1 protein-coding gene and 2 pseudogenes are annotated in these 2,670 nt (G+C 47.0%); all 3 read right to left on the bottom strand.

From position 1 onward, the window contains the following. A pseudogene (locus tag EWV84_RS22875) lies at nucleotides 1-1,648 on the bottom strand (FG-GAP-like repeat-containing protein); the annotation flags it as partial. 135 nt (nucleotides 1,649-1,783) lie between these two features. Continuing rightward, nucleotides 1,784-2,281 (bottom strand): annotated as a pseudogene (locus tag EWV84_RS09970) (PIN domain-containing protein). After that, a complete protein-coding gene (locus tag EWV84_RS09975) occupies nucleotides 2,278-2,523 on the bottom strand; it encodes a UPF0175 family protein (RefSeq protein WP_287077867.1) in 246 nt (81 codons plus the stop codon). The pseudogene EWV84_RS09970 and the gene EWV84_RS09975 overlap by 4 nt, the downstream one beginning before the upstream one ends. Nucleotides 2,524-2,670: the final 147 nt, after the last annotated feature.

Here is a 2,670-nt window from a genome sequence, read left to right on the forward strand (position 1 = left end):
GAAACTGCCCGTGCCGGTTCCTAATAGCACTGAGACGGTGCTGCTACTGTTCGCCGTAGCCAAATCGGATTTGCCGTCGCCGTTGAAGTCTCCTACTGTCACGGAATAGGGACTACTCCCCACGGAAAAGTTAGTGGCGGGTCCAAAACTGCCTGTGCCGGTTCCTAATAGCACTGAGACGCTGTTGCCGAATTGGTTAGCCGTAGCCAAATCCAATTTGCCGTCGCCGTTGAAGTCTCCTACCGTCACGGAATTGGCACCAATCCCCACGGAAAAGTTAGTGGGCGTGCCGAAACTGCCCGTGCCGGTTCCTAATAGCACTGAGACGTTGTCGCTACTGTTCGCCGTAGCCAAATCGGATTTGCCGTCGCCGTTGAAGTCCCCTACCGTCACGGAAGTAGGACTAATCCCCACGGAAAAGTTAGTGGCGGGTCCAAAACTGCCCGTGCCGGTTCCTAATAACACCGAGACGTTGCTGCTGTAAGAGTTCGCCACAGCTAAATCGGATTTGCCGTCGCCGTTGAAGTCTCCTACTGTCACGGAACGGGGACTACTCCCCACGGAAAAGTTAGTGGGCGTGCCAAAACTGCCTGTGCCGGTTCCTAATAGCACCGATACGTTGTTGCCGCCACGGTTCGCCGTTGCCACATCGGATTTGCCGTCGCCGTTGAAGTCTCCTACCGTCACGGAAGTAGGACTAATCCCCGCAGAAAAGTTGCTGGCGGTGCCAAAACTGCCTGTGCCGGTTCCTAATAGCACCGAGACGTGAATAGGGACGACTCCCCACGGAAAAGTTGGTAGCAGGATTAAAGCTGGTGCTAGAATTGGCACCAAGGATGTAGTCTCCCCCCGATGTCAGGTTGACTTTGACGGTTTCGTTGGGGTCACTTACCGTATCGGATACCGCAACCACGTTGAGGGTAGCGATGGTGGCCCCGGCGGCGACGGTGAAGGTGTTGGCTGTCACCGCCGTGATATTTGTGCCAGCAGTGAAGGAATAGTCGGCGGGAATGGTGGCGGTACTGCCTGTAGTGTTGAAGTTGACCACTAAACCACCCGTTGGCGCGGCGGTGTCTAGAGTGATGATGAAGGTGCCGACGGTTCCCCCTTCTACGGGGTTGGTGCCGGGGGCGATGGTGATTTTGGGGGTGTTAGATGCCATTTCCACACTAATCGCTTGCCCATCAACCGTAATAGTCGCCGCGTCATTTTCGCTTTGTATCGCCGCGATTTCCGCCGCCGTCAGGCTTTCCCCCCGCACCAGCACCGAAAATAACTGCCCCTCATCCCCCGGCGTATCGCTGCTGTTGATTTGCGCGTCGATAAAATGCCCGATTTCTTCTACAATTACATCAACTATCGCTGCTGGCGCAGCCGTATTCAAAAAAGATGCTGATAGATAAATTTTATTAGTGCTAACCGCATAAGCACCCTTCGCTGTCCCTAAAACTTCGCCACTGAGTACCTCAATTGGGGGAAGTTGACTGAAATTTCGACTTTGCCACTGATTTCGTAATTCCGTCGCCTTAACCACATCATAATTTGTGCCAAAAGCTGTTGACCAATTAGCCCAAAAATCATCAGATTGAGCGAAATTAAACAAAATATCGTCAACAGCAGGAATAATCGGCAACAGGTAAGGATTCATGATATTCACCAGAAGGATTTACTGCGACTATTTTGTGCAAACAATCGCCAATTTTTCAAGGGTACTATAACATAAATTAACATTGATTACCAGAAAACGGGTTTCTCAAAGAAAACGGGTTTCTAAAATCACAACTTAATCTAATTCATTTGCAGTTTGCAAAACCTCCTCATAAAGTTGACGACTGATGCGAAAATTTGCTTGGAGTATTAGAGCATCGATTATGGGTTGAACCTTAGAAATCAATCCTCTATTTTTAGCGATTAAAAGAACTCCTAGAACCCCCGTAATTGACAACCCCAAACGCACAGCCTCCCTCCGTCCAAGACGTTCATCAATTAACAATTCATCTGCTTTTAATTCTCAGGCAAGAGCGATTGCTTCTGCTTCGCCAATATCTAAATTATAGTCATTCCTCAAACAAGTCACAAGTTCCAAATTAGCGGCTTGTTGAACCTGTATCCAGTTCAGAGAAATTATCGCTTTAATGCGGATATCTTCTTCAGTCAAATTAGCCAATTCATTGGCAACTGCTTGGGGAATAATAACATCAGTATAAATATCTTTTAAGATTGATAGATAACCAACAAGAGCAAGACTGCTGAGAGGAGAAGTATCGCTAATAATAATCATAGCCAACCTTTCTCTTTTAAATGCTTAATATCTTCCTGAAACTCAGCCACATCATAGTGAATACAAATTCCTCGTTCAGAAAGCATCCGTTGAAACTTGATTTGATTAATACTTAATAACTCACTTGCTTTTCCTAAGCTAATCTTATCTTGTTGGAATAACATAATAACAATTTCCTTTAACAGTTCATCCTCTGACAAACCACTTGCTTTAATCACTTCTTGGGAAATAACTAGACTCATATTTTCTCTGTATTTTTATAAGAATTATTTGACATCCTCGCCGCCGTAAAACGGACGGCGATTCCTCACCACGCCACCTTTTTAGAATGGTCGCTGAATGGGGTTGACGCTTCACGGGATGCTGCTTCTTTAACAGAAGTCTTACGC

It is taken from the genome of Microcystis sp. M_QC_C_20170808_M3Col (assembly GCF_007095505.1).
Taxonomy (GTDB): Bacteria; Cyanobacteriota; Cyanobacteriia; order Cyanobacteriales; family Microcystaceae; genus Microcystis.